Genomic DNA, 22,098 nt, shown 5'->3' with positions numbered 1-22,098 from the left:
GTGAAGGTCAAGGTTCAATCCTTCGCCGGTACCGCTGGCGCGGACGTCGAGCTCAACGACGAGGTCTTCGGCCTCGATCCGCGCGCCGACATCCTGCACCGCGTGGTCACCTGGCAGCTCGAGAAGCGTCGCGAGACGGCTCGTGGTACCCGCGAGCGTGCAGACGTCGCCCGCACCGGCAAGAAGTTCGGTCGCCAGAAGGGCGGCGGTACGGCACGTCACGGCGATCGCCGTGCTCCCGTCTTCATCGGCGGTGGTAAGGCTCACGGCGCCCGCGTCCGCGACTTCAACCCCGGCCTGAACAAGAAGGTTCGCGCGCTCGGTCTCAAGATGGCCCTGTCGAGCCATGCCAAGGCCGGCTCGCTGATCGTCATGGACAGCATCGCGGTCGAGAACAACAAGACCAAGACGCTGGTCGGCGATCTCGCCAAGCTCGGCTTCGGCAAGACCGCGCTGGTCATCGATGGCGATGCCGTCGAGACGAGCTTCGCGCTGGCTGCCGGCAACCTGCACGGCATCAACGTGCTGCCGTCGGCCGGTGCCAACGTCTATGACATCCTGAAGGCTGACACGCTGGTCCTGACCCGCGCGGCGGTCGAGAAGCTGGAGGCTCGCTTCAATGGCTAAGCAGCAGAAGGCCGTCGACAACCGTCACTATGACGTGATCGTCGCGCCGCACATCACCGAGAAGGCGACGTTGCTCTCCGAGCACAACGCCGTCGTGTTCAAGGTCGCGAACGATGCGACCAAGCCGCAGATCAAGGCTGCCATCGAAGCGATCTTCGATGTCAACGTGACCGGCGTGAACACGATCGTCCAGAAGGGCAAGACCAAGAAGTGGAAGGGCGCTCCCTACCAGCGCTCCGACATGAAGAAGGCCATTGTCACCCTGAAGGACGGCCAGTCGATCGACGTAACCGAGGGGGCCAAGTAAGATGGCACTCAAGCATTATAATCCGACGACCCCCGCACAGCGTGGTCTCGTCCTCGTCGACAAGTCGTCGCTCTGGAAGGGCAAGCCCGTCAAGGCGCTGACCGAGGGCAAGCGCAAGTCGGGCGGCCGCAACAACAAGGGCCATGTGACCAGCCGCGGCATCGCGGGCGGTCACAAGCAGAAGTACCGCTACGTCGACTTCAAGCGTCGCAAGTGGGACGTCGAGGGCACCGTAGAGCGGCTGGAATACGATCCCAACCGCACCGCGTTCATCGCGCTGGTGAAGTATGCCGACGAAGAGCTGGCCTACATCATCGCGCCGCAGCGGCTGGCGCCGGGCGACAAGGTCCTCGCGGCCAAGAAGACCGATACCAAGCCGGGCAACGCGATGGAGATCGGCCAGGTCCCCGTCGGCACCATCGTCCACAACGTGGAGATGAAGCCGGGCAAGGGTGGCCAGATCGCCCGTTCGGCCGGCACCTATGTGCAGGTCGTCGGTCGTGATCGCGGCATGGTCATCGTCCGCCTCAACTCGGGCGAGCAGCGCTACATCCGTGGCGAGTGCATGGCGACGGTCGGTGCGGTGTCGAACCCGGACAACCAGAACCAGAACCTCGGCAAGGCCGGGCGTTCGCGCTGGATGGGCAAGCGTCCGCTGACCCGCGGCGTCGCCAAGAACCCGGTCGACCATCCGCACGGCGGTGGTGAAGGCCGGACCTCGGGCGGCCGTCATCCGGTCACCCCGTGGGGCAAGCCGACGAAGGGTGCGCGCACCCGTCACAATAAGTCGACCGACAAGATGATTATCCGGTCGCGTCATTCGACTAAGAGGAAGGGCTAACCATGGCTCGTTCAGTCTGGAAGGGCCCGTTCGTCGAACTGAGCCTTCTGAAGAAGGCGGAAACCGCGCAGGACGCCGGTGGCCGCGCGCCGATCAAGACCTGGTCGCGTCGTTCCACCATCCTGCCGTCGTTCGTCGGCCTCACGTTCAACGTCTACAACGGCCGCAAGTTCGTGCCGGTGTCGGTCAATGAAGACATGGTCGGCATGAAGCTGGGTGAATTCGCGCCGACGCGCTATTTTCCCGGCCACGCCGCCGACAAGAAGGGCAAGCGCTGATGAGCAAGCCAGTCTCCCCCCGCAAGGTCGGCGAAAAGGAAGCCCTTTCCGTCGGCACGCAGATCCGGGGTTCGGCCCAGAAGCTGAACCTGGTCGCGGCCCTCATCCGCAACAAGCCGGTCGGTGATGCGATGAACATCCTCGCCTTCTCGACGAAGGCGATGGCGGTCGACGCGCGCAAGGTGCTGGCCTCGGCCATCGCCAATGCCGAGAACAACCACAACCTCGACGTCGACGCGCTCGTCGTCGCCGAGGCGTCGGTCGGCAAGTCGATCACCATGAAGCGCTTCGCGACCCGCGGCCGTGGCAAGTCCACCCGCATCCTGAAGCCGTTCAGCCGTCTGCGCATCGTCGTGCGCGAGCAGGAAGAAGCATAATGGGTCACAAGAGCAACCCCATCGGCATGCGGCTCCAGATCAACCGGACCTGGGACAGCCGCTGGTTCGCCGAGGGCCATGATTATGGTCAGCTGCTGCTGGAGGATTTGAAGATCCGCGCCTTCATCATGAAGACGTTGCCGCAGGCCGCCATCTCCAAGGTCGTCATCGAGCGTCCGGCCAAGCTGTGCCGCATCTCGATCTTCGCTGCCCGTCCCGGTGTCATCATCGGCAAGAAGGGCTCGGACATCGAGAAGCTGCGCAAGACGATCGGCGCGATGACCAAGTCCGACGTGTCGCTGAACATCGTCGAGATCCGCAAGCCGGAAATCGATGCCAAGCTCGTCGCGCAGGGCATCGCCGACCAGCTTGAGCGTCGTATCGCCTTCCGCCGCGCCATGAAGCGTGCGGTGCAGTCGGCGATGCGCCTGGGTGCCGACGGCATCCGCGTCGCCTGCGGCGGCCGCCTCGGCGGCGCCGAGATCGCACGTTCGGAAAGCTATCGCGAAGGTCGGGTTCCGCTGCACACGCTGCGCGCGAACATCGACTATGCCGAGGCCCAGGCCCACACGTCCTATGGCGTGTGCGGCGTGAAGGTCTGGGTCTTCAAGGGCGAGATCCTCGGCCATGACCCGATGGCGCAGGACCGGTTGATGATGGAAGCACAGACTTCCGGCGTCCGTCCGGCCCGCGACGACCGTCGTTAAGGGGCAACAGACATGCTGCAACCGAAAAAGACCAAGTTCCGCAAGGCCTTCAAGGGCCGCATCCATGGTGACGCCAAGGGTGGCACCAGCCTCAACTTCGGCTCGTACGGCCTGAAGGCGATGGAGCCGGAGCGGATCACCGCACGGCAGATCGAGGCGGCCCGCCGCGCGATCACGCGTCACATCAAGCGCCAGGGGCGTTTGTGGATCCGCATCTTCCCGGACGTGCCCGTCTCGTCGAAGCCGGCCGAAGTCCGCATGGGCTCGGGCAAGGGTTCGCCGGAATTCTGGGCCGCCCGCGTCAAGCCGGGCCGGATCCTGTTCGAGCTCGACGGCGTCGAAGGCAAGATCGCTGCTGAGGCGTTCGAGCGTGCCGCGATGAAGCTGCCGATCAAGGTCAAGGTCGTTGCCCGCCTTGGCGACACCAGCCACCTCGGAGGCGAATAACATCATGGCAAAGACCGATTTCGTCAGCCAGAGCGACGATCAGCTGTCCGAGAACCTCGGCCAGCTGAAGCGCGAGCAGTTCAACCTCCGCTTCCAGGCGGCGACGAACCAGCTCGAGAAGCCGAGCCGCGTCAAGGAAGTCCGTCGCGACATCGCGCGGATCAAGACCCTCCAGGCGCAGCGCACCAGCGCCGCGGCTGCCAAGTAAGGATAGTAGCACATGCCTAAGCGCGTGCTGACCGGGCTGATCGTCTCCGACAAGGGCGACAAGACGGTGGTTGTGAATGTCGAGCGTAAGGTGAAGCACCCGCTCTACGGCAAGATCATCCGTCGTTCGAAGAAGTACCACGCCCATGACGAGGCGAACGAGTACAAGCAGGGCGAGACCGTGCGCATCGAAGAGACTGCGCCGATCTCGAAGCTGAAGACCTGGAAGGTCGTCGATCGGGTGAATACCCATGCGACGCCCGAACGGGTCGACGTCGACGCATAATCCGTCGCCGGTGGTCTGCCGGCGGAGGAAGAGGGCAGGGCTTGCGTCCTGCCAGCGGAGTGGTTACAGGGCCGCTCCCCCGGTGCAGTCCGCTGCGCCGGGGTCATTATTTTAGGCGGGGTTGGGTCGGTATCCACCCCATAGACGAGAAGGAAATGGATCGATGATCCAGATGCAATCCAATCTCGACGTCGCAGACAACAGCGGCGCGAAGCGGGTGCAGTGCATCAAGGTGCTGGGCGGCTCGAAGCGTCGCACGGCATCGGTCGGCGACATCATCGTCGTCAGCATCAAGGAAGCACAGCCCCGCGGCAAGGTGAAGAAGGGTGACGTGCACCGCGCCGTCATCGTCCGCACCGCCAAGGACATCCACCGTGCCGATGGCTCGACCATCCGCTTCGACGGCAACGCCGCCGTCCTGGTCAACAAGAACGAGGAGCCGATCGGCACCCGTATCTTCGGCCCGGTCGTGCGCGAGCTGCGTGGCAAGAAGCACATGAAGATCATCTCTCTCGCGCCCGAGGTGCTGTAATGGCCGCCGCGAAGATCAAAAAGGGTGACCGCGTCGTCGTTCTGTCCGGCAAGGACAAGGGCAAGACCGGCACCGTGACGCTGGCGATGCCGAAGGACGGCAAGGTCGTGGTCGAGGGCGTGAACATCGCCACCCGCCACAAGAAGCCGACGCAGGCGAACCCGCAGGGCGGCCTCGAGAAGGTCGAGGCGCCGATGCACATCTCGAAGGTTGCGCACGTGACCGCCGACGGCAAGCCCACCCGCGTCCGTTTCGAGACGCAGGACGGCAAGAAGGTCCGCGTGGCCGTCAAGACCGGAGACAAGATCGATGGCTGATGCAGTCTACAAGCCCCGCATGAAGGGCATCTACGAAGAGATCATCATCAAGGCGATGGTCGAGAAGTTCGGCTACAAGAACGTCAACGAGATCCCGCGCATCGACAAGATCGTCCTGAACATGGGCGTCGGCGAGGCGACCCAGGACAAGAAGCGCGTCGACCAGGCTGCTTCCGAAATGGAACTGATCGCGGGCCAGAAGCCGGTGATCACCAAGGCGAAGAAGTCGATCGCGCAGTTCAAGCTGCGCGAGGGTATGCCGATCGGCGTGAAGGTCACCCTTCGCCGCGAGCGCATGTACGAATTCCTCGACCGTTTCATCACGATCGCGCTTCCCCGCGTCCGCGATTTCCGCGGGCTCAACCCGAAGAGCTTCGACGGCCGTGGCAACTATGCCTGCGGCATCAAGGAGCAGATCGTGTTTCCCGAGATCAACTATGACCGCATCGACAAGGTGCGCGGCATGGACGTGATCGTCACCACCACCGCGAAGACCGACGACGAGGCGCGCGAGCTGCTCCGTCTGTTCGGCTTCCCGTTCCCGCAGCCCGAGGCTGACGAGCAGAAGCAGGCTGCGTGAGCAGCCTCGCTTGTCCGAAGTAAGGAAGAGAGCTTAAGTCCATGGCGAAACTGAGTTCGATCAACAAGAATGAGCGTCGCAAGAAGCTTGTGAAGCAATATGCTCCCAAGCTGGCGAAGCTGAAGGCGATGGCCAACGACCAGAGCCTCGACGAGAGCGAGCGTCTGATCGCGCGCCTCAAGATGGCGGAACTGCCGCGCAACTCGAACCCGACCCGTATCCGCAACCGTTGCGAGATCACCGGTCGTCCGCGCGCTTACTACCGCAAGTTCCGTCTCGCTCGCGTGATGCTTCGTGATCTGGCCAACAAGGGCATGATCCCGGGCCTGACGAAGTCGAGCTGGTAAGGATCAGAAGATGGCATTGACCGATCCCCTGGGTGATTTGCTCACCCGCATCCGCAACGGCCAGCGTGCGAAGAAGGACTCCGTCCTCTCGCCGTCGTCGAAGCTCCGCATCCGCGTCCTCGACGTGCTCCAGCGCGAAGGCTACATCCGTGGCTACAGCGACGAGCAGATGGGTCCGGCAGCGGGCGTCCGCATCGAGCTGAAGTATTTCGAGGGCCAGCCGGCGATCAAGCACGTCGCTCGCGTCTCGAAGCCCGGCCGCCGCGTCTATTCCGGTTCGCAGGAACTGCCGCGCGTCCGCAACGGCCTCGGCATCACCATCGTCTCGACGCCTCGCGGTGTTCTGTCCGACGCGGAAGCGCGCGAACAGAACGTCGGCGGCGAAGTCCTTGCGGAGGTCTTCTGATGAGCCGCATCGGTAAGAAGCCGGTTCCCGTACCGGCCGGCGTGACGCCGTCGATCGACAAGGGCATCATCAGCGTGAAGGGTCCCAAGGGCACCCTCACGATGCCGATGCGCGACGAGATCAGCTACACGATCGAGGACGGCGGCATTTCGGTGCAGCCGGCCAACGACACCAAGCGCGCCCGTGCCTTCTGGGGCATGCAGCGTACGATGGTGCAGAACCTGGTGACGGGCGTCACCGACGGCTTCACCAAGAAGCTGCTCATCACCGGCGTCGGCTATCGCGCCGCGGCACAGGGCAAGACGCTCAAGCTGCAGCTCGGCTACAGCCACGACGTCAACATCGCGGTGCCGGAAGGCATCGAGGTGAAGACGCCGGACGCCACGACCGTCGAGATCAGCGGTTCCGACAAGCAGAAGGTCGGCCAGCTGGCCGCCGAGATTCGTCAGTGGCGCAAGCCCGAGCCGTACAAGGGCAAGGGCATCAAGTACGACGGCGAGTTCATCTTCCGCAAGGAAGGGAAGAAGAAGTAATGACCAAGGGTCTCTCTCTTTTCGCGAAGCGCCGTCGGCGCAATCGTACCGCGCTGAAGGCGCGGGCCGGCACCCGTCCGCGGTTGTCGATCCATCGTTCGGGCAAGCACATCTATGCCCAGGTCATCGACGACGTCGCCGGCAAGACCGTCGCGTCGGCATCGACGCTGGAAAAGGACGTGCGCGACCAGTCGGGCGCCAACATCGCGGCAGCGACCGCGGTCGGTACCCGCGTGGCGGAAAAGGCCAAGGAAGCGGGCGTGACGCAGGTCGTGTTCGATCGTGGCGGCTTCCTCTATCACGGTCGTGTCAAGGCGCTGGCCGAGGCCGCGCGTGAAGCCGGATTGGAGTTCTAATAATGGCTGACGAGAACAACGTGCAGCCGGCAGCGGCTGAAGGCGCTCCCCAGGAAGCGCAGACGCAGGCGCCCCAGGGTGGCCAGCAGGGCGGCTACGGCGCACCGGGTGGTGGTCGTGGCGGTCCCCGCGGCGGTCGTGGTGGCGGCGGTGGCGGTCGCGGTCCGGGTGGCCCCGGCGGCAATCGCGGCGGTCGCGATGGCGGTCGCGGTCGTGACGGCCGTGGCGGTCGTCCCGGTCAGGACGACGGCGGCGAAGAGCTGATCGAAAAGCTGGTCCACATCAACCGCGTGTCGAAGACGGTGAAGGGCGGCAAGCGCTTCGGCTTCGCGGCGCTGGTCGTCGTGGGCGACGGCAAGGGTCGCGTCGGCTTCGGCCACGGCAAGGCGCGCGAAGTGCCGGAAGCCATCTCCAAGGCCACTGCGGCTGCGAAGAAGGCGATGGTCCGCGTGCCGCTGAAGGACGGTCGCACGCTGCATCATGACGGCAACGGCCATTTCGGTGCCGGTCGCGTGACGCTCCGTTCGGCGCCGCAGGGCACCGGCATCATCGCGGGTGGCCCGATGCGCGCCATCTTCGAATCGCTCGGCGTGGCCGACGTGGTGACGAAGTCGATCGGCACGTCCAATCCCTACAACATGATCCGCGCCACGTTCGAGGCACTGGGTGAGCAGACTTCGCCGAAGTCGGTCGCACAGCGTCGTGGCAAGAAGATCGCCGACCTGATCGGCCGCGGTGGTTCGCAGACCGCCGAGGCGGATGCTGCGGCCGTCGTGGAGTAATCGACATGGCGACTATCAAGATCAAGCAGACCGGTTCGCCGATCCGCCGGACCAAGGACCAGCGCGCGACGCTGATCGGTCTCGGCCTCAACAAGATGCACAAGGTCTCGGAGCTGGAAGACAGCCCCGAGGTCCGCGGGATGATCCGCAAGGTGCAGCACATGGTCGAGGTGCAGGGCTAACCCCTTCGCGTTCACCTAGTGACAAATACGGGGAAGGGGGCTAACGGGCCCCCTTCCTTTTTCCATATTCTTTAGTCCGCGCGACAAAAGCGAAAGCGAGTGCATATCATGAAGCTCAACGAACTCCGCGACAACCAGGGCGCCCGCAAGTCCAAGATCCGCGTCGGACGCGGTATCGGTTCGGGCAAGGGCAAGACCGGCGGCCGCGGCCAGAAGGGTCAGAAGAGCCGCGAGGGCGTCAGCATCGCCGGCTTCGAGGGCGGTCAGATGCCGCTCCACATGCGTCTGCCGAAGCGTGGCTTTAACAACATCTTCGCCAAGGATTATGCCGAGGTGAACACCGGCGCGATCCAGAAGGCGATCGATGCGGGCAAGCTGTCGGCCGAGGGCACGATCGATCAGGCGGCGCTGAAGGCGGCCGGCCTGGTCCGTGGCGGCAAGGACGGTGTCCGTCTGCTCGCCAAGGGCGAACTGACCACCAGGCTGTCCTTCCACGTTGCCGGCGCGTCGGCCGGTGCGAAGGCGCAGGTCGAGAAGACCGGCGGTTCGCTCGATATCCCGGTCGTCGTTCCTGCCGCGGAAAAGGCCGCCGCCAAGAAGGGCGTGCAGTATAAGGCCCGCCAGGAAAAGAAGGCGTCGTTCAAGGCGTAGGCCTGCTCTCCTCATCTCTCCGTCATGCCGGACTCGTTCCGGCATCCACCGAGCCGCAAGCGCCTTAGCCGGCAGGTACGCGGCTCGGTGGACCCCGGAACAAGTCCGGGGTGACGAAGGAATTGGAAAAGGTCGTCCTCGCACAAAGGACGACCGAACTGCCGGACCGATTAGACAAGGCGCGATCAGCGCCTATATGAGCGGCGGGGCGGTTCAAACGCATCCCGCCGTTTTTGTTTCCAGGATACACGCATGGCATCCGCAGCCGACCAGATGGCGCAAAGCATCAGTCTCGCGAAATTCGCGCAGGCGACCGACCTCAAGAAGCGGCTGTGGTTCACGATCGGCGCGCTGATCGTCTTCCGCCTGCTCAGCTATGTGCCGCTGCCGGGCATCGACCCGACCGCACTCAACCTGTTGAGCGAGCGTACCACGGGCGGCGTGCTCGATTTCTTCAACACCTTCTCGGGCGGTTCGCTCAGCCGCATGTCGCTGATCGCATTGGGCGTGATGCCGTACATCACCGCCTCGATCGTCGTGCAACTCGCCACCTCGCTGTCGCCGCAGCTCGCCGCGATCAAGAAGGAAGGCGAATCGGGCCGCAAGAAGCTCAACCAGTACACGCGTTACGGCACCGTCGCGCTGACCGCGATCCAGGGCTATTTCATCGCCGTCGGACTGGAGGCGCTCAGCGCCACCAACGGCGTCGCCGCGGTGATCGAGCCGGGCATGACCTTTCGCGTCGCGGCGGTCATCAGCCTGATCGGCGGCACGATGTTCCTGATGTGGCTGGGCGAGCAGATCACCAGCCGCGGCATCGGCAACGGCGTCAGCCTCATCATCATGGCCGGCATCGTCGCGCATCTGCCGACGACGCTCGTCAACCTGCTGGAAGGCGGCCGTTCGGGATCGATCGACGCGGTCCGCCTGATCGGCATCGTCATCGCGGTGGTCGCGCTGATCCTGTTCATCTGTTTCATGGAGCGCGCCCAGCGCCGCATCCTGATCCAATATCCCAAGCGTCAGACGCAGCGCGGCATGCAGGCGGATCGCAGCCATCTGCCGCTCAAGATCAACACTGCGGGCGTGATCCCGCCGATCTTCGCCTCGTCGCTGCTGCTGATGCCGCTCACCATCTCGCAGTTCGCCGGCCAGCGCGTCGCGGGCGAATCGAAGTGGGGCGATTTCATCATCACCCTCAACCAGTATCTTGCGCACGGGCAGCCGGTGTACATGGCGCTCTATGCCGCCGGCATCATCTTCTTCTCGTTCTTCTACACCGCCGTGGTGTTCAATCCGGAAGAGACCGCCGACAATCTGAAGCGCTACGGCGGCTTCATTCCCGGCATCCGCCCGGGCAAGAATACCGAGACGTATTTCGATTACGTGCTGACCCGCATCACGGTCATCGGTGCCGCCTATCTGACGATCATCTGCCTGTTGCCGGAATATCTGGTGTCGGCGCTGTCGATACCCTTCTACCTTGGCGGCACTAGCCTGTTGATCGTCGTCAACGTAACGATGGACACCGTGACGCAGATTCAGAGCCACCTGCTGGCGCACCAATATGGTGACCTCATCAAGAAGGCGAAGCTGAAGGGCGGCCGTCTCCGCTGAGGCGGGATGGATTGTGCGGGAACAGGGGAGTGCGGCTGTGAACATCATCCTTCTCGGGCCACCGGGGGCCGGCAAAGGCACCCAGGCGCAGCGGCTGATGGCCGAACGCGGGATGGTACAGCTGTCCACCGGGGACATGTTGCGCGCGGCGGTCAAGGCGGGCTCGCCCGTCGGCCTGCAGGCAAAGGCGGTCATGGAGGCCGGCGAGTTGGTCTCGGACGCTATCGTGTCTGCGCTGATCGGCGAGCGGCTGGACCAGGGCATCGCCGGCGGTGCGATCTTCGACGGCTATCCGCGCACCGCCGCACAGGCCGAGGCGCTCGATGCCTTGCTCGAGGAGCGCGGCCTGACGCTCGACCACGTCATCGAGCTCGAGGTCGACGAAGCCGCGCTGATCGAGCGGGTCGAGGGTCGCTATACCTGCGCCAAATGCGGCGAGGGCTATCACGATCGTTTCAAGCTGCCCAAGGTCGCCGGCGTCTGCGACGTCTGCGGCTCGACCGAGTTCAAGCGCCGGCCGGACGACAATGCGGAGACGGTCCACACGCGGATGACCGAATATCGGGCCAAGACCGCACCGATCTTGCCGATCTATCAGGCGCGCGGATTGGTCGAGCGCGTGAACGGCATGGCCGACATCGATCACGTGTCGCAGGCGATCGCCGGCATCCTCGACGGGTGACCGCATCGCCGGCCTGAGTCTGTGCCGGCGGTCACTACGCCGGCACGATGCTCGCGGCGCATGTCCGCGCGACCGCAATGCATCCATCGCCATCCATCGGAACCCGCCCGTGCCGGCAATCATGACGCTGGCGCGGTGATAACAGACAATCACCATGACGTATTTGTCATGTCCGGGTCATCGCCCCGCTAGGTCCCCCCGCGTAGAAGCGGATCACGGTCGCTAAGGCGGCCGGCAGCTTTGACGAGATCGGTACCCGACACTCCCGGGGGTGCCGTAGGGGCCGGCGGAAGGGATGCTTTCCGCCGGCCTTTCCTGTAGAGGAATGGCGTGAGGAAGCATCCGTGAGCCGCAAGATCCTGATCGTCGAGGATGACAGCTCGACCGCCGCCTACCTCGCCAAGGGCTTGTCCGAAGCCGGTTATTCCGTCGAATCGGCGCGCGACGGCCGCGACGGCCTGTTCCTTGCCAGCGAAGGGATCTTCGACCTCGTCATCGCCGATCGCATGCTGCCGGGCCTCGATGGCCTGTCGATGGTCAGCGCGATCCGGGCCGCGGGCATCGCGACGCCGGTTCTGGTCCTGTCCGCGCTCGCGGCGGTCGACGACCGCGTCGACGGGCTGAAGGCAGGCGCCGACGACTATCTGTGCAAGCCCTTTTCGTTCGCCGAACTGTCCGCCCGGATCGAGGCGCTCGTGCGCCGTTCCGATCGCGCCGCAACCGAGCCGACCAAGACCCGGCTGGCGGTCGGCGATCTGGAAATCGACCTGCTCGCCCGCCACGTTACCCGTGCGGGCCGCAGCATCCCGCTCGGCGCGCGCGAATTCAACCTGCTGGAATTTCTCGCGCGCCACGCTGGACAGGTCGTCACCCGCACGATGATGCTGGAGAAGATCTGGAACTATCATTTCGATCCGGGCAGCAACGTCGTCGACGTTCATATCGGCCGGTTGCGGCGCAAGCTGGAGGACGGCTTCCCCTCGCCGATCCTCCATACCGTGCGCGGTGCCGGATACCGGCTCGCGGCGGATCCAGCGTGACCCTGGGCGGGTCGATCCCGATTCGCGTTCGCCAGTGAAGCGGCTAAGGCAGGCCATGCGCCTGTCCGTCACCGCCCGCATCGCCCTGCTGTCGATCGGGTTGGCGCTCGTGTCGAACCTGGTGCTGGTCGGCTTCGTGTGGAAGCGGACCGACGCGGTGGTCATCGGCACCGTGCGGCGCGAGACGATCGAGCAATCCGATGCGATGCGGTCGATCTTCCACGTCGGCGGCCTGCCGGCGGTGGTCGAGGCGATCGGCCATGCCCGCGCGGCGGGTGACACCTCGCTCCTGATCGCGGTGCTGGATCGTCACGGCGCGCGGATCGCCGGCACGATCCCGGGCGGCCTGGACCTGCCGCTGACCCCCAGCCTGTTCCGCATCGCCGATCTCGATTCGCATCGTGCGACCGGCGACATCGGCTACACCCTGCGACCGATCGGGCATTATTGGCTGCTCACCGGCCGCCGGCTCGATCTGGTCGAGGCGGAACGGCGCGCGATCGAGGGCGCGCTGGTGGTGGCAGTGCTGCTGTCGCTGGTGCTCGGTATCGGCGCGGGCCTCGTGCTCGCCCGCTACGTCGGCATCCGCCTCAACCGCATCGCGGCGGTGATCGAGGCGGCGGGGGAGGGCGACCTGTCGCGCCGCGTCCCGGTTGCGCCGGCGCGCCGCGATGCGTTCGACCGTCTCGCCAACCAGCTCAACCTGATGCTCGGCAAGCTCGAACGGCTGATGGTCGAACTGCGCCTCGTCACCGACAGCCTGGCGCATGACCTGCGCTCGCCGCTGACCCGGCTGCGGACGAAGACCGAACAGGCGGTGCTGATCGCCGATCCCGCCACGCGCGAAGCGGCATTGGGCGGGCTGCTCGCGGAAACCGACCTCGTCATGCGGATGCTGACGATGTTGATCGAGATCAGCCGCTCCGAATCGGTGTCGCGCGACCGCTTCATCCTGGTCGAGCCTGCCGAACTGGTCGAGGAGATCGCCGAGCTCTACGAACCCGTCGCCGAAGAGGCCGGCTTCGTCTTCACCGTCGCCATCGACGCGTCGGCACCGGCGATGCTGCTGCACCGCGAATTGCTCAGCCAGGCGATTACCAACCTGATCGACAATGCGCTGAAGCACGCGTCGAACGGCGGGCGATTGACCCTCCGTCTGGTCGCCTCGCCGCACGAGATCGCGATCCAGGTCGAGGATCGCGGCATCGGCATCGCGGAGGGGGACCGGGCACAGGCGCTCAAGCGGTTCGGCCGCCTCGATGCCGCGCGGACCACGCCGGGGGCAGGGCTGGGCATGGCGCTGATCGAGGCGGTGGCGCGGCTGCACAACGGTCGCTTCGAACTGGCGGACAATGCGCCGGGACTGATCGCGCGGATCGTGCTGCCGGCCTGACGCCGCGACTTCGTCGTATTTCCGCCCCGGTTCCGCGCCGAGGCAGGGTTAACCGCTTGCTAGCCGGCGTCCGATAGTGTGTCGGACGGATGCGGCCGGGGGGCCGCTTTCCATGTGAGGGGCTTTGCGCCGGGTTCGGCAAGAAGGAGCGTTATGCTTGGGGCGATCGTGTTCACCTACGGCATGCTGATGAGCTTCGTGTTGCAGGGGGCATCCCGCAACGCCAGGCTGAAGCGGCCGAATCCGCCGATGCTGCAATATGTCGGCTATGTCCTGTGCGGCCTGTCCGCCGGCTTGTCGGGTATGCTGCTGTTGATGGCGTTCACCGCACGGGCACCGTTCCCGCTGGTGTAGCGGGCGGTGCGGCGCGGCGCGGCGCTTACGATGCGCGCCGGGTGCCCAGCGCCGCGTCGATCCTGGCGACCAGGTCGCTCAGCGCGGGCGGCGACCAGGGCGTGCCGGCGGATGGCGATGGGATCTGCACCTTCTTGGCGATCCGGCTATAGGCGTGCTGCGACAGTGCCACGTTCGTTCCTCAGACTGCGAATCCGTCATGGTCGAAGAGCGCTGCCAAATGGTTAAGGCTGCGGCAGGCGGGTGGCCAAGGCGCCGTAACGCTTGCATCGCCGCACGCGCGGCCCGAACAGGATGACCATGGACCCGCTCAGCCTGTTCGGCCTCTTCGCCATCCTGTTCATGCTGCTCTGCTATCTGATGGAGGAGCGATCGCCATGGTGGACGCTCGGATTCGCCTTCGGGTGCCTGCTCAGTTCCACATATGGCTTCCTGCAGGGGGCATGGCCGTTCGGCTGGGTGGAATTGCTGTGGACCGGTATCGCCGTGCGACGCTGGTGGCTGGCGCTGGCGAAACGACGGCGTGAGGGCCGGGGCACGGAACCGGTCGCTTGACACGGCGTTTGCGCGCGCCTACCTGCCTTTCCCTCCGAAATACCGGTTGCTCCGGCGGCGCTCGTTTGCGCTCGCCGCGTTTTGCGTAGTTGCAAACAGGGGCGGCGGTATTGCTCGGAAGATGCGACGAGATGGGGGTCGTGCGGCCATGCCGAACCCCGTGGAGCTAGGAGAAACATTTCATGGCACGTATCGCGGGTGTCAATATCCCGACCAACAAGCGCGTGGTGATCGCGCTGACCTACATCCACGGCATTGGTCTGACCAAGTCGAAGGAAATCACGGCCAAGCTGAACATCGCTCCCGAGCGTCGCGTTCAGGACCTGACCGACCAGGAAGTCCTGCAGATCCGTGAGACGATCGACGCCGACCACACGGTCGAGGGCGATCTGCGTCGCGAAACCGCGATGAACATCAAGCGCCTGATGGATCTGGCCTGCTATCGCGGCCTGCGTCATCGCAAGGGCCTGCCGGTCCGCGGCCAGCGCACGCATACCAATGCGCGCACCCGCAAGGGCAAGGCGAAGCCGATCGCAGGGAAGAAGAAGTAAGGACGATCTGGAGGATCGTCTTTCCGTCTTCTCCGTCGGAGACAGGGTCGAGGCTGACCGCCTCCCGTTCTCCGTACCACGACCTAGAGTCAGGAATTTCAGTCAATGGCACGTGAACCGCAGCGTATTCGCCGTCGCGAACGCAAGAACATCACCTCTGGCGTCGCGCATGTGAACGCCAGCTTCAACAACACCATGATCACCATCACCGACGCGCAGGGCAATGCCATTTCGTGGTCGTCCGCCGGTGCGATGGGGTTCAAGGGTAGCCGAAAGTCGACCCCGTACGCCGCTCAGGTGGCCGCGGAAGACGCCGGCAAGAAGGCCGCCGAGCACGGCGTCCGCACCATCGAAGTCGAAGTGAAGGGTCCGGGTTCGGGTCGCGAATCGGCGCTGCGCGCGCTGCAGGCGGTCGGTTTCCAGATCACCTCGATCCGTGACGTCACCTCGATCCCGCACAATGGCGTGCGTCCGTCGAAGCGTCGTCGCGTCTGATCTTTCACGTGCCGGCTGACGAGTCGGCGCGTCTTTCTCCCGGCTGGAGCTGCCCCCTGTTCCGGCCCAAATTAGGGGACACCTGTGTCTGTCAATGCAAAGAACTGGCAGGAACTGAAGAAGCCCAACGGCCTTGAGAAGAAGGGCGGCGATGGCAAGCGCAAGGCTACCTTCGTGGCCGAGCCGCTGGAGCGTGGTTTTGGTCTGACGCTCGGCAACGCGCTGCGCCGCGTGCTGCTCTCGTCGCTGCAGGGTGCTGCCGTCACCTCGATCAAGATCGAGAACGTGCTGCATGAATTCTCGTCGCTCGCCGGCGTTCGCGAGGATGTCACGGACATCGTCCTGAACGTCAAGCAGATCGCGATCCGCATGCAGGGCGAGGGGCCGAAGCGCCTCCAGCTCTCGGCGACCGGTCCTGGCGAAGTGAAGGCCGGCGATATCGCCGTGTCGGGCGACATCGAGGTGATGAACCCCGAGCTGGTGCTGTGCCACCTCGACGAAGGCGCGACGCTCAACATGGAGCTGACCGCCGACATCGGTAAGGGCTACGTTCCCGCGACCGCCAACCGTCCGGCCGATGCGCCGATCGGTCTGATTCCGGTCGATGCGCTCTACTCGCCGGTACGTCAGGTATCCTACAAGGTCGACCCGACCCGCGTCGGTCAGGACCTGGATTACGACAAGCTGACGCTGACGATCGAGACCGACGGCACGGTGACCCCGGAAGACGCGGTAGCCTATGCCGGCCGCATCCTCCAGGACCAGCTCGCACTGTTTGTGCACTTCGACGATTCGGCGATCACGCGTTCGTCCGCTCCGATCGGTCAGGCAGCTGCCCCGGCGGCTGGCGGCGAGACGGCGGGCGATACCCAGCAGATCAATCGTTACCTTCTCAAGAAGGTCGACGAGCTCGAACTGTCGGTGCGTTCGGCGAACTGCCTCAAGAACGACAACATCATCTACATCGGTGACCTGGTCGGCAAGACCGAGGCCGAGATGCTCCGGACCCCGAACTTCGGCCGCAAGTCGTTGAACGAGATCAAGGAAGTCCTCTCGTCCATGGGCCTGCGTCTCGGCATGGAAATCCCGGGCTGGCCGCCTGAGAACATCGAAGAGATGGCGAAGAAGCTTGAGCAGGAGATCATGGGCTAAGCCGCACGCGGATAGCCACGCTATCCGCGAGACGGCGAAAGCCCGGCCGACGGGCGGGGAGGCGACGAAGACCCTGACCCGTTCGACGTGACCGGTGCGGCTTCGCCGCACCGGTCACGCGGCCCCCGAAGCCGCACCCTCACAAGTGCGACTTTCGTGACTATCGACGGGTTGAGGGCGGTGGCCCGTTATCGCACCGCCTGGTCTGGGGTTTCCGTCAAACGGCCCCTTAACGAACGAAGGAATTACTCATGCGTCATCGCGTTGGCGGTCGTAAGCTGCAGCGTACCTCGGCCCATCGTACGGCCCTGTTCCGCAACATGTCGGCCGCGCTCATCAAGCATGAGCAGATCACCACGACCCTCGCCAAGGCGAAGGAACTGCGTCCCTACGTCGAAAAGCTCATCACGCTGGCGAAGAAGGGTGGCCTGTCCAACCGTCGTCTGGCGCATGCGCGCCTGCTCGACGATGCGCAGCTGGTGAAGCTGTTCGACGTCCTCGCGTCGCGCTATGCCGACCGTAACGGCGGCTACACCCGCGTCATCAAGGCTGGCATCCGTGCGTCGGACGCCTCGCCGATGGCGATCATCGAATTCGTCGACCGCGACGTTTCGGCCAAGGGTCAGGATTCGGGCCCGGTCCAGACGGACGAGGATTTCGACGAGGCGGCATAAGAGCCAGCGAAGCTGGATCGAGGCTCAGGCCTAATCGGGCCGGCGTCGCTACGTTGACGTCCGCCGACACGGCTTTGCCGGGTCGCTGACACAGAAAGAGGCCGCACCATCGCTGGTGCGGCCTTTTTCGTGCGATTCACATGAGAGACCCGCCGCGGCACAGCCGCGTCGGGGAACGGGTGCTTCGCGCCGCCGGCCGGGCTTGGCCTGCGCGGACATGGCCGCTAAGGCCTGCGCCCATGCAGCACACCGACAGCATCCTCATCGTCGATTTCGGCAGCCAGGTGACGCAGCTCATCGCGCGCCGCGTCCGCGAGGCGGGGGTCTATAGCGAGATCGCCCCCTTCCAGTCCGCCGAAGAGGCGTTCGACCGGATGCAGCCTGCCGGCATCATCCTGTCGGGCGGCCCGGCCTCGGTGACGCTGGCGACGTCACCCCGCGCGCCGCAGCGCTTCTTCGAGGCGGGAATCCCGATCCTCGGCATCTGCTACGGCCAGCAGCTCATGAGCGCGCAGCTCGGCGGTAACGTCGTCATCTCGGGCGATGGCGGCGAATTCGGCAAGGCGTTCGTCGACGTGAAGTCCGACTGTGGCCTGTTCCACGGCCTGTGGGCGGAGGGCGAGCGGCACCAGGTGTGGATGAGCCACGGCGACAAGGTCGACGCGCTGCCGCCCGGCTTCGTACCCGTCGCCACGTCGGAAGGTGCACCGTTTGCCATCGTCGCCGACGAGGCACGCCGCTTCTACGGCGTCCAGTTCCACCCGGAGGTCGTCCACACCCCCGACGGCGGCAAACTGATCGCCAACTTCGCCCGCCACGTCTGCGGCCTCGCCGGTGACTGGACGATGGCTGAGTTTCGCGAGGCGAAGATCGCCGAGATCCGCGCGCAGGTCGGCAAGGGCAAGGTCATCTGCGGCCTGTCGGGCGGCGTGGATTCGTCCGTGGCGGCGCTGCTGATCCACGAGGCGATCGGCGATCAGCTGGCCTGCGTCTTCGTAGATGGCGGCATCCTGCGCGCTGGGGAGGCCGAGCAGGTCGTCGGCCTGTTCCGCGGCCATTACAACATCCCGCTCGTCCATGTGCAGGCACAGACGCTGTTCATGAACGGCCTTGCCGGCGTCACCGATCCCGAGGCCAAGCGCAAGTTCATCGGCAAGACCTTCATCGACGTGTTCGAGGCGGAGGCGAAGAAGATCGGCGGTGCGGAATTCCTGGCGCAGGGGACGCTCTATCCCGACGTCATCGAAAGCGTCAGCTTCACCGGTGGCCCGTCGGTGACGATCAAGAGCCACCACAATGTGGGCGGCCTGCCCGAACGCATGAACATGAAGCTGGTCGAGCCGCTGCGCGAACTGTTCAAGGACGAGGTCCGCGCGCTGGGTCGCGAGTTGGGGCTGCCCGACGTGTTCGTCGGCCGCCACCCGTTCCCCGGGCCCGGTCTGGCCATCCGCATCCCCGGCGAGGTGACGAAGGAACGGTGCGATATCCTGCGCAAGGCGGATGCGGTGTATCTAGAGGAAATCCGCAACGCCGGCCTCTACGATGCGATCTGGCAGGCCTTCGCGGTGCTGCTGCCGGTCCGCACCGTCGGCGTGATGGGCGACGGCCGCACCTACGACCACGTCCTCGCCTTGCGCGCCGTCACCTCGACCGACGGCATGACCGCGGAGGTGTTCGATTTCCCGAGCGACTTCCTGCCGCGCGTCGCCACCCGGATCGTCAACGAGGTGAAGGGCGTCAACCGCGTCGTATACGACTATACGTCGAAGCCGCCCGGCACGATCGAGTGGGAATGACCGCGTCGTCGCGGGATTGATCCAGCGGTCTTGACCTAACCCTCCTGTTGTCTGACAAGACGGTGGTGAGGGGGGTGGGGCAACCATACCGGGACGTCGGGGGAACGCCCGGCGGGCCGGATCGCAACTCCCCACGAACGATCGCGCACGCTCGCCGTGCGCCGTGGAACGGAGACGAAGCGATGAAGACGTGGCTGACCGCGCTGGCCCTGATCCTTGCCGCGCCTGCGGTGGCGCAGGATGCGAGCGCCCCGGCCGAGACGGTCACCGTGCATGGCGACCGGCCCGCCCCCAAATTCGACAAGCGTATTTTCGGTCAGTTCGCCGAACATCTCGGCACCGGCATCTATGGCGGCATCTGGGTCGGCAAGGGCAGCCGCATTCCCAACGTCGACGGCTATCGCCGCGACGTGCTGGAGGCGTTGAAGGCGATCCGGGTTCCCGTCGTGCGCTGGCCGGGTGGATGCTTCGCCGACGAATATCACTGGCGCGAGGGCATTGGCGCCCCGTCGAAGCGCAAGGTCAAGATCAACACCAACTGGGGCGGCGTGACCGAGGACAATGCGGTCGGCACCCACGAGTTCATGAACTATTCCGAGATGCTGGGCGCCGAACCCTATGTTTCGGGCAACGTCGGCAACGGCACGCCGAGCGAGATGGCGGAATGGGTCGAGTACATGACCTCCCCGAGTGGGTCGAGCTTGGCGCGGGAACGTGCCGCCAACGGTCGCAAGACGCCCTGGGCCTTGCCGATGTTCGGCATCGGCAACGAACTGTGGGGCTGCGGCGGCAACATGCGGCCCGAATATGCTGCGGACGTCACCCGTCGCTACAGCACCTTCATCAAGATGCCGGAGGGCCAGAAGGTGATGAAGATCGCCAGCGGCGCCAATTCCGAGGATTATACCTGGACGGACGTGATGATGCGCGAGGCGGCGCGGGCGTTCGAGGGTATCGGCGTGCATTATTACACCATTCCCTATGACTGGAAGCACAAGGGGGCCGCGACCGGGTTCGACGAGGACCAGTGGGCGCGGACGCTGGTCAAGACGACCAAGATGGAAGAGCTGATCGCCCGGCACGCCGCGATCATGGACAAATACGATCCCGGCAAGCGCGTGGCGTTGCTGGTCGACGAATGGGGGACCTGGTACGATCAGGAACCGGGCAGCCATCCTGGCTTCCTGTACCAGCAGAACTCACTGCGCGACGCGCTGGTGGCCAGCCTGAACTTCGACATCTTCGCCCGCCACACCGATCGCCTGCGCGGCGCCAACGTCGCCCAGATGGTCAACGTATTGCAGGCGATGCTGCTGACCGACGGCAACCGCATGGTCAGGACGCCGACCTATTGGGTGTTCGACCTGTACAAGGATTATCAGGACGGCATCGTGCTGCCCGTCGAGGTACAGTCGCGCTGGTATGCCAAGAATCAGTGGGTGTTGAAGGCGGTCAGCGCCAGCGCGGTGCGCGGCACCGATGGCGTCGTCCACATGGGGTTGACCAACGTCGATCCAAACCAGCCCGCGACCGTCTCGGTAAAGCTGGAGGGCGTCACTGGTGGGGCGGTCGGCGGCCGTATCCTGACCGCCGCAGCGATGGATGCGCACAACACGTTCGACACGCCGAACGCGGTGGTGCCCGTCGCCTTCACCGGCGCGGCGCTGGCGGGAGGGACGCTGCGGGTGACGTTGCCACCAAAGTCGGTGGTGATGCTGGATATCCTCTGATCCGGCGGCAAGGGGCGCGGCAATGCCGACGATCAGCCGTCGCCCGCTGGCGGCGGCTGGCCCGTTCGTGGCCCTGACACAGGGGACTGGCGCGCCCGGCAGGATTCGAACCTGCAACTCCAAGCTTAGAAGGCTCGTGCTCTATCCAGTTGAACTACGGGCGCGCGCGTGAGTGCCGGTTAGCGTGGTTTGCGCCGGACTGGAACCGCCATATACACGATCCATGAGCAATGGTGACGGGCGCGCGGTGGATGCCGGCGCGATGGGCGGGCAGTCGTTCCGCTATTACGATTTCGTCATGGCGGCGTTCGTCGCGATCCTGCTGCTGTCGAACGTGATCGGGGCGGGCAAGGTCGCGCAGATCGTGCTGCCGGGCATCGGGCCATGGCCCTTTGGGGCGGGCATCCTGTTCTTTCCGATCAGCTACGTCATCGGCGACGTGCTGACCGAAGTCTATGGCTACGCCCGCGCGCGGCGGGTGATCTGGGCGGGGACCGCCGCGGTGGTGTTCATGGCGTTCATGGCTTATGTCGTCGTCGCGCTGCCGCCGGCGCCGACGTGGACCAACCAGGCGGCCTATGCGACCATCTTCGGGCAGGTGCCGCGGATCGTGCTGGCGAGCGTGTGCGCGTTCTGGGCGGGCGAGTTCGTCAATTCCTACGTCATGGCACGGATGAAATTGTGGAGCGAGGGCAGGCACCTGTGGGCGCGGACCATCGGATCGACGGTGCTGGGCGAGGGGGTGGACAGCCTGATCTTCTATCCGCTCGCCTTCCTGGGTGCGGCGGGCTTCACCCCGGCCCTGGTCGTGACGGTGATGCTGACGCAATGGGCGCTCAAGGTGGCGTGGGAGGTTGTGCTGACCCCGGTCACCTATGTCGTCGTGGCCGCGCTGAAGCGGGCGGAGGGCGTCGACGTGTTCGATCGGGAGACCGATTTTACCCCGTTCGCCACGCGGGTCTGAGCCTGCAAAGCTGAACAACATAAACAAGTGGGGCACTCGTACGGAAACTTACGGAGGTTATCGTTTCCGTTTTGGCGATGATCGGATGCTGAGAAGGCGCGTGCCGGCAGGGATTGCCGCGGGCGACGGCGTAAGGCGGCGCATGGGTGTAGGGCAGCGGCTCGTGATCCGGCTTTCGGATCAGCGGCTTGCGGTCGGGGGCGTCCAACACGGCGGGCGCGGGACGGCGAAGCGGCGCGCCGGCGCCCGATTCGTCGTCCCGTCCGGCATCCCCAAGGAGTTGATGACTGCTGCGCGGCGGGGGCGAAGGAGGGGCGTCCCGGTTGCCCTTA

The 22,098-nt window shown here is 65.1% G+C and carries 33 protein-coding genes and 1 tRNA gene; 32 read left to right on the top strand and 2 right to left on the bottom strand.

Going from position 1 to position 22,098, the window contains the following annotated elements; translation table 11 throughout:
- The 24 genes from rplD (at position 1) to GTH33_RS17260 (ending at position 13,849) form a co-directional block, all read left to right on the top strand.
- Positions 1-627, top strand: a complete 627-nt coding sequence (gene rplD / locus GTH33_RS17375; protein ID WP_163959484.1) for a 50S ribosomal protein L4 — start codon at positions 1-3, stop codon at positions 625-627.
- Complete coding sequence (locus GTH33_RS17370) at positions 620-934, top strand: 50S ribosomal protein L23 (RefSeq protein ID WP_163959483.1); 315 nt, start codon at positions 620-622, stop codon at positions 932-934. Before rplD ends, GTH33_RS17370 begins: the two co-directional genes overlap by 8 nt.
- A gap of 1 nt (position 935) precedes the next feature.
- Complete coding sequence (gene rplB / locus GTH33_RS17365) at positions 936-1,775, top strand: 50S ribosomal protein L2 (protein ID WP_163959482.1); 840 nt, start codon at positions 936-938, stop codon at positions 1,773-1,775.
- Positions 1,776-1,777: 2 nt separating this feature from the next.
- Complete coding sequence (gene rpsS / locus GTH33_RS17360) at positions 1,778-2,053, top strand: 30S ribosomal protein S19 (RefSeq protein WP_017979490.1); 276 nt, start codon at positions 1,778-1,780, stop codon at positions 2,051-2,053.
- Positions 2,053-2,430, top strand: a complete 378-nt coding sequence (gene rplV / locus GTH33_RS17355) for a 50S ribosomal protein L22 (RefSeq protein WP_163959481.1) — start codon at positions 2,053-2,055, stop codon at positions 2,428-2,430. Before rpsS ends, rplV begins: the two co-directional genes overlap by 1 nt.
- Positions 2,430-3,137, top strand: a complete 708-nt coding sequence (gene rpsC / locus GTH33_RS17350) for a 30S ribosomal protein S3 (RefSeq protein ID WP_037534164.1) — start codon at positions 2,430-2,432, stop codon at positions 3,135-3,137. Before rplV ends, rpsC begins: the two co-directional genes overlap by 1 nt.
- 12 nt (positions 3,138-3,149) lie before the next feature.
- A complete protein-coding gene (gene rplP / locus GTH33_RS17345; protein WP_163959480.1) occupies positions 3,150-3,584 on the top strand; it encodes a 50S ribosomal protein L16 in 435 nt (144 codons plus the stop codon).
- 4 nt (positions 3,585-3,588) lie between these two features.
- Positions 3,589-3,792, top strand: a complete 204-nt coding sequence (gene rpmC, locus GTH33_RS17340; protein WP_163959479.1) for a 50S ribosomal protein L29 — start codon at positions 3,589-3,591, stop codon at positions 3,790-3,792.
- A 12-nt stretch (positions 3,793-3,804) separates the two neighbouring features.
- Positions 3,805-4,077, top strand: coding sequence for a 30S ribosomal protein S17 (gene rpsQ / locus GTH33_RS17335; RefSeq protein WP_037534161.1), 273 nt, complete (start codon positions 3,805-3,807; stop codon positions 4,075-4,077).
- A 163-nt stretch (positions 4,078-4,240) separates the two neighbouring features.
- Positions 4,241-4,609, top strand: a complete 369-nt coding sequence (rplN, locus tag GTH33_RS17330; RefSeq protein WP_017979484.1) for a 50S ribosomal protein L14 — start codon at positions 4,241-4,243, stop codon at positions 4,607-4,609.
- Positions 4,609-4,926, top strand: coding sequence for a 50S ribosomal protein L24 (gene rplX / locus GTH33_RS17325; protein WP_163959478.1), 318 nt, complete (start codon positions 4,609-4,611; stop codon positions 4,924-4,926). The genes rplN and rplX overlap by 1 nt, the downstream gene beginning before the upstream one ends.
- Complete coding sequence (rplE, locus tag GTH33_RS17320) at positions 4,919-5,506, top strand: 50S ribosomal protein L5 (RefSeq protein WP_163959477.1); 588 nt, start codon at positions 4,919-4,921, stop codon at positions 5,504-5,506. Before rplX ends, rplE begins: the two co-directional genes overlap by 8 nt.
- A gap of 41 nt (positions 5,507-5,547) precedes the next feature.
- Positions 5,548-5,853 (top strand): 30S ribosomal protein S14, encoded by a 306-nt coding sequence (gene rpsN / locus GTH33_RS17315; protein WP_163959476.1) that lies wholly within the window; start codon positions 5,548-5,550, stop codon positions 5,851-5,853.
- Positions 5,854-5,863: 10 nt separating this feature from the next.
- Positions 5,864-6,259, top strand: a complete 396-nt coding sequence (gene rpsH / locus GTH33_RS17310) for a 30S ribosomal protein S8 (RefSeq protein WP_163959475.1) — start codon at positions 5,864-5,866, stop codon at positions 6,257-6,259.
- Positions 6,259-6,792: a 50S ribosomal protein L6 gene (gene rplF / locus GTH33_RS17305; RefSeq protein ID WP_163959474.1), complete on the top strand. Its 534-nt coding sequence runs from the start codon at positions 6,259-6,261 to the stop codon at positions 6,790-6,792. The genes rpsH and rplF overlap by 1 nt, the downstream gene beginning before the upstream one ends.
- Entirely contained in the window at positions 6,792-7,148 is a 357-nt protein-coding gene (gene rplR / locus GTH33_RS17300; protein WP_163959473.1) for a 50S ribosomal protein L18, read from the top strand. Before rplF ends, rplR begins: the two co-directional genes overlap by 1 nt.
- 2 nt (positions 7,149-7,150) lie before the next feature.
- On the top strand, positions 7,151-7,930 hold the full coding sequence (gene rpsE, locus GTH33_RS17295) for a 30S ribosomal protein S5 (protein ID WP_163959472.1): 780 nt from the start codon (positions 7,151-7,153) through the stop codon (positions 7,928-7,930).
- A 5-nt stretch (positions 7,931-7,935) separates the two neighbouring features.
- Positions 7,936-8,112 carry a 50S ribosomal protein L30 gene (rpmD, locus tag GTH33_RS17290; RefSeq protein WP_017979476.1) on the top strand — a complete coding sequence of 59 codons (177 nt, stop codon included), beginning with the start codon at positions 7,936-7,938 and terminating at the stop codon, positions 8,110-8,112.
- A gap of 108 nt (positions 8,113-8,220) precedes the next feature.
- The gene (gene rplO, locus GTH33_RS17285) at positions 8,221-8,763 is read left to right on the top strand and encodes a 50S ribosomal protein L15 (protein WP_163959471.1); all 543 of its coding nucleotides are present in this window, start codon (positions 8,221-8,223) and stop codon (positions 8,761-8,763) included.
- A gap of 252 nt (positions 8,764-9,015) precedes the next feature.
- Positions 9,016-10,380, top strand: coding sequence for a preprotein translocase subunit SecY (gene secY / locus GTH33_RS17280; RefSeq protein ID WP_163959470.1), 1,365 nt, complete (start codon positions 9,016-9,018; stop codon positions 10,378-10,380).
- A gap of 37 nt (positions 10,381-10,417) precedes the next feature.
- Positions 10,418-11,062 carry an adenylate kinase gene (locus tag GTH33_RS17275; RefSeq protein ID WP_163959469.1) on the top strand — a complete coding sequence of 215 codons (645 nt, stop codon included), beginning with the start codon at positions 10,418-10,420 and terminating at the stop codon, positions 11,060-11,062.
- A 344-nt stretch (positions 11,063-11,406) separates the two neighbouring features.
- Positions 11,407-12,102 carry a winged helix-turn-helix domain-containing protein gene (locus GTH33_RS17270; protein WP_163959468.1) on the top strand — a complete coding sequence of 232 codons (696 nt, stop codon included), beginning with the start codon at positions 11,407-11,409 and terminating at the stop codon, positions 12,100-12,102.
- 55 nt (positions 12,103-12,157) lie between these two features.
- Complete coding sequence (locus GTH33_RS17265) at positions 12,158-13,495, top strand: sensor histidine kinase (RefSeq protein ID WP_163959467.1); 1,338 nt, start codon at positions 12,158-12,160, stop codon at positions 13,493-13,495.
- A gap of 153 nt (positions 13,496-13,648) precedes the next feature.
- Positions 13,649-13,849: a hypothetical protein gene (locus GTH33_RS17260; protein ID WP_163959466.1), complete on the top strand. Its 201-nt coding sequence runs from the start codon at positions 13,649-13,651 to the stop codon at positions 13,847-13,849.
- Positions 13,850-13,874: 25 nt separating this feature from the next.
- On the opposite strand, the gene GTH33_RS17955 is transcribed toward GTH33_RS17260, so the two are convergent.
- Complete coding sequence (locus tag GTH33_RS17955) at positions 13,875-14,021, bottom strand: hypothetical protein (RefSeq protein WP_166753071.1); 147 nt, start codon at positions 14,019-14,021, stop codon at positions 13,875-13,877.
- A 128-nt stretch (positions 14,022-14,149) separates the two neighbouring features.
- Between GTH33_RS17955 and GTH33_RS17255 the strand changes: the two genes are divergently transcribed.
- The 7 genes from GTH33_RS17255 to GTH33_RS17225 all read left to right on the top strand — a co-directional run bounded on the left by GTH33_RS17255 (position 14,150) and on the right by GTH33_RS17225 (position 20,802).
- Positions 14,150-14,404, top strand: a complete 255-nt coding sequence (locus GTH33_RS17255; RefSeq protein ID WP_163959465.1) for a hypothetical protein — start codon at positions 14,150-14,152, stop codon at positions 14,402-14,404.
- A gap of 182 nt (positions 14,405-14,586) precedes the next feature.
- Complete coding sequence (gene rpsM, locus GTH33_RS17250) at positions 14,587-14,955, top strand: 30S ribosomal protein S13 (protein ID WP_037534131.1); 369 nt, start codon at positions 14,587-14,589, stop codon at positions 14,953-14,955.
- Positions 14,956-15,060: 105 nt separating this feature from the next.
- Positions 15,061-15,450: a 30S ribosomal protein S11 gene (gene rpsK, locus GTH33_RS17245; RefSeq protein ID WP_163959464.1), complete on the top strand. Its 390-nt coding sequence runs from the start codon at positions 15,061-15,063 to the stop codon at positions 15,448-15,450.
- Between the two features lie 84 nt (positions 15,451-15,534).
- Positions 15,535-16,602: a DNA-directed RNA polymerase subunit alpha gene (locus GTH33_RS17240; protein WP_163959463.1), complete on the top strand. Its 1,068-nt coding sequence runs from the start codon at positions 15,535-15,537 to the stop codon at positions 16,600-16,602.
- 251 nt (positions 16,603-16,853) lie between these two features.
- Positions 16,854-17,276: a 50S ribosomal protein L17 gene (rplQ, locus tag GTH33_RS17235; RefSeq protein ID WP_163959462.1), complete on the top strand. Its 423-nt coding sequence runs from the start codon at positions 16,854-16,856 to the stop codon at positions 17,274-17,276.
- A gap of 239 nt (positions 17,277-17,515) precedes the next feature.
- Positions 17,516-19,072, top strand: a complete 1,557-nt coding sequence (gene guaA / locus GTH33_RS17230; RefSeq protein ID WP_163959461.1) for a glutamine-hydrolyzing GMP synthase — start codon at positions 17,516-17,518, stop codon at positions 19,070-19,072.
- 182 nt (positions 19,073-19,254) lie between these two features.
- A complete protein-coding gene (locus tag GTH33_RS17225) occupies positions 19,255-20,802 on the top strand; it encodes an alpha-N-arabinofuranosidase (RefSeq protein ID WP_163959460.1) in 1,548 nt (515 codons plus the stop codon).
- 87 nt (positions 20,803-20,889) lie between these two features.
- Here GTH33_RS17225 and GTH33_RS17220 read toward each other — a convergent pair.
- Positions 20,890-20,966, bottom strand: a tRNA-Arg gene (locus tag GTH33_RS17220).
- 59 nt (positions 20,967-21,025) lie between these two features.
- Here GTH33_RS17220 and GTH33_RS17215 point away from each other — a divergent pair.
- Positions 21,026-21,766 carry a queuosine precursor transporter gene (locus GTH33_RS17215; protein WP_163959459.1) on the top strand — a complete coding sequence of 247 codons (741 nt, stop codon included), beginning with the start codon at positions 21,026-21,028 and terminating at the stop codon, positions 21,764-21,766.
- Positions 21,767-22,098 lie beyond the last annotated feature (332 nt).

This window comes from Sphingomonas insulae (assembly GCF_010450875.1).
Classification (GTDB): domain Bacteria; phylum Pseudomonadota; class Alphaproteobacteria; order Sphingomonadales; family Sphingomonadaceae; genus Sphingomonas; species Sphingomonas insulae.
This window is presented reverse-complemented; position numbering and strand designations above follow the sequence as displayed.

Bases quoted from the DNA above. Each gene is read 5' to 3' on its own strand.
- GTH33_RS17370 (WP_163959483.1), top strand. From the start codon at position 620: ATGGCTAAGCAGCAGAAGGCCGTCGACAACCGTCACTATGACGTGATC.
- rplB (WP_163959482.1), top strand. From the start codon at position 936: ATGGCACTCAAGCATTATAATCCGACGACCCCCGCACAGCGTGGTCTC.
- rpsS (WP_017979490.1), top strand. From the start codon at position 1,778: ATGGCTCGTTCAGTCTGGAAGGGCCCGTTCGTCGAACTGAGCCTTCTG.
- rplV (WP_163959481.1), top strand. From the start codon at position 2,053: ATGAGCAAGCCAGTCTCCCCCCGCAAGGTCGGCGAAAAGGAAGCCCTT.
- rpsC (WP_037534164.1), top strand. From the start codon at position 2,430: ATGGGTCACAAGAGCAACCCCATCGGCATGCGGCTCCAGATCAACCGG.
- rplP (WP_163959480.1), top strand. From the start codon at position 3,150: ATGCTGCAACCGAAAAAGACCAAGTTCCGCAAGGCCTTCAAGGGCCGC.
- rpmC (WP_163959479.1), top strand. From the start codon at position 3,589: ATGGCAAAGACCGATTTCGTCAGCCAGAGCGACGATCAGCTGTCCGAG.
- rpsQ (WP_037534161.1), top strand. From the start codon at position 3,805: ATGCCTAAGCGCGTGCTGACCGGGCTGATCGTCTCCGACAAGGGCGAC.
- rplN (WP_017979484.1), top strand. From the start codon at position 4,241: ATGATCCAGATGCAATCCAATCTCGACGTCGCAGACAACAGCGGCGCG.
- rplX (WP_163959478.1), top strand. From the start codon at position 4,609: ATGGCCGCCGCGAAGATCAAAAAGGGTGACCGCGTCGTCGTTCTGTCC.
- rplE (WP_163959477.1), top strand. From the start codon at position 4,919: ATGGCTGATGCAGTCTACAAGCCCCGCATGAAGGGCATCTACGAAGAG.
- rpsN (WP_163959476.1), top strand. From the start codon at position 5,548: ATGGCGAAACTGAGTTCGATCAACAAGAATGAGCGTCGCAAGAAGCTT.
- rpsH (WP_163959475.1), top strand. From the start codon at position 5,864: ATGGCATTGACCGATCCCCTGGGTGATTTGCTCACCCGCATCCGCAAC.
- rplF (WP_163959474.1), top strand. From the start codon at position 6,259: ATGAGCCGCATCGGTAAGAAGCCGGTTCCCGTACCGGCCGGCGTGACG.
- rplR (WP_163959473.1), top strand. From the start codon at position 6,792: ATGACCAAGGGTCTCTCTCTTTTCGCGAAGCGCCGTCGGCGCAATCGT.
- rpsE (WP_163959472.1), top strand. From the start codon at position 7,151: ATGGCTGACGAGAACAACGTGCAGCCGGCAGCGGCTGAAGGCGCTCCC.
- rpmD (WP_017979476.1), top strand. From the start codon at position 7,936: ATGGCGACTATCAAGATCAAGCAGACCGGTTCGCCGATCCGCCGGACC.
- rplO (WP_163959471.1), top strand. From the start codon at position 8,221: ATGAAGCTCAACGAACTCCGCGACAACCAGGGCGCCCGCAAGTCCAAG.
- secY (WP_163959470.1), top strand. From the start codon at position 9,016: ATGGCATCCGCAGCCGACCAGATGGCGCAAAGCATCAGTCTCGCGAAA.
- GTH33_RS17265 (WP_163959467.1), top strand. From the start codon at position 12,158: ATGCGCCTGTCCGTCACCGCCCGCATCGCCCTGCTGTCGATCGGGTTG.
- GTH33_RS17260 (WP_163959466.1), top strand. From the start codon at position 13,649: ATGCTTGGGGCGATCGTGTTCACCTACGGCATGCTGATGAGCTTCGTG.
- GTH33_RS17255 (WP_163959465.1), top strand. From the start codon at position 14,150: ATGGACCCGCTCAGCCTGTTCGGCCTCTTCGCCATCCTGTTCATGCTG.
- rpsM (WP_037534131.1), top strand. From the start codon at position 14,587: ATGGCACGTATCGCGGGTGTCAATATCCCGACCAACAAGCGCGTGGTG.
- rpsK (WP_163959464.1), top strand. From the start codon at position 15,061: ATGGCACGTGAACCGCAGCGTATTCGCCGTCGCGAACGCAAGAACATC.
- rplQ (WP_163959462.1), top strand. From the start codon at position 16,854: ATGCGTCATCGCGTTGGCGGTCGTAAGCTGCAGCGTACCTCGGCCCAT.
- guaA (WP_163959461.1), top strand. From the start codon at position 17,516: ATGCAGCACACCGACAGCATCCTCATCGTCGATTTCGGCAGCCAGGTG.
- GTH33_RS17225 (WP_163959460.1), top strand. From the start codon at position 19,255: ATGAAGACGTGGCTGACCGCGCTGGCCCTGATCCTTGCCGCGCCTGCG.
- GTH33_RS17215 (WP_163959459.1), top strand. From the start codon at position 21,026: ATGAGCAATGGTGACGGGCGCGCGGTGGATGCCGGCGCGATGGGCGGG.